The sequence below is a fragment of the Streptomyces minutiscleroticus genome, assembly GCF_014650875.1.
Lineage (GTDB): Bacteria > Actinomycetota > Actinomycetes > Streptomycetales > Streptomycetaceae > Streptomyces > Streptomyces minutiscleroticus.
Genome location: NZ_BMVU01000197.1, coordinates 1 through 1,402, shown reverse-complemented (window position 1 = coordinate 1,402; position 1,402 = coordinate 1). Strand labels below are relative to the sequence as shown.

1 protein-coding gene is annotated in these 1,402 nt (G+C 63.8%); it reads left to right on the top strand.

Annotated elements, in window-relative coordinates; genetic code table 11:
• The first annotated feature begins 135 nt into the window (after positions 1-135).
• Positions 136-1,251 carry an IS701 family transposase gene (locus IE271_RS40950; RefSeq protein ID WP_229919994.1) on the top strand — a complete coding sequence of 372 codons (1,116 nt, stop codon included), beginning with the start codon at positions 136-138 and terminating at the stop codon, positions 1,249-1,251.
• The last annotated feature ends 151 nt before the right edge of the window (positions 1,252-1,402 follow it).

Below are 1,402 nucleotides of genomic sequence, written 5' to 3'. Positions count from 1 at the left end.
ATCTTGATCATGGGGTGATGGGAGGCTGTGGCTGTGGCCACGACACAGCCCCATGATCGAGATCGTTCGTCGGATGCGGTCGGCCCGGCCGATTTAGCCGTTTGGGACCGCGAGTTTGCTGCGCTGGGCGAGCGGATGGCCCCGCTGTTCTACCGCTCGGAGTCTCAAGGGCACGCCGTTCAATACCTGCGTGGGCTTCTCTCCCCATTGCAGCGCAAGAATGGTTGGACCATTGCTGAGTTCGCCGGCGAGAAGGAGCCTAAGGCGCTTCAACGGTTCTTGAACCTCACCCCGTGGAGCGCGGATCTGATGCGGGACCTGGTTTGCGACTATGCCATGGAACGCTTCGCGGATTCTCGGGGTGTGCTGATCGCCGACCCCACTGGGTTCGAGAAGAAGGGCATCAAATCCGCCGGGGTCCAGCGGCAGTATTCCGGCACCCTCGGACGTGTTGATAATTGCCAGATCGGGACGTTCCTGGCCTACGCCAACCGTCGGGGCGACCGTGTGCTGATCGACCGGGAGCTCTACCTGCCCAAGGATTCCTGGGCTATCGACTTCGAACGCCGTCGGGAGGCCGGGATCCCGGACGAGGTGGCCTTCCGTACCCGTCCGCAGCAGGTCCAGGCCATGATCGAGCGTGCGATGGCTGCCGGGGTGCCGTTTTCGTGGTTCGTCGCGGACGAGGAGTTCGGCCAGAACAGGACCCTGCGCAGGTATCTGGAAGCAGAGGGAATTGCCTACTGCATGGCTGTTGCGAAATCCACCGACGTGAACACCGCGGGCATCACCACCAACCCCGATTCCCCGACCCGGCTGGACAATCTGGCATCACACCTGCGGCCGGGGGACTTCTCCCGGCGCGCCTGCGGGATCGGAGCGAAAGGATTCCGTACCTACGACTGGGCAGTAATCACCGGACGGGGCGGGCGCCAGTACATCGTCCGCCGCACCATCGCGGATGGGGAGCTCGCCTACTTCCACTGCTACAACCCGCGCGGGGAGTCGCTGTCGGAACTGGTGGCGGTCATCGGACTGCGCTGGCCGATCGAGGAGTGTTTCGAGGCAGCCAAGCAGCAGGCAGGGCTGGACAACTACCAGGTACGCAAATACGACGCCTGGTATCGCCATATCACCCTGTCCATGCTGGCGTTGGCGTTCCTGACTGCGATGACCCGAACCCCGCAAAAAAGGGCTCTTCAAACCCGGGCGGTGACCGCGGGCCGCGAACGCGGCGGCTCACGGCCCTGACCATCGCCGAGGCCCGGCGGCTGTTCAACCTGATCGGCTTGACTCGCATCGCCATCCACCAGGGACTTCGCTGGTCGATCTGGCGGCGTGCGCATCAGGCGGAGGCACGACGGCGCCATTTCCGAAGGCGGCTACGGCTCCAAATGATCAA

What these genes read in the sequence shown, in the direction of transcription:
- IE271_RS40950 (WP_229919994.1), top strand. Translation starts at nt 136, where the DNA reads ATGGCCCCGCTGTTCTACCGCTCGGAGTCTCAAGGGCACGCCGTTCAA.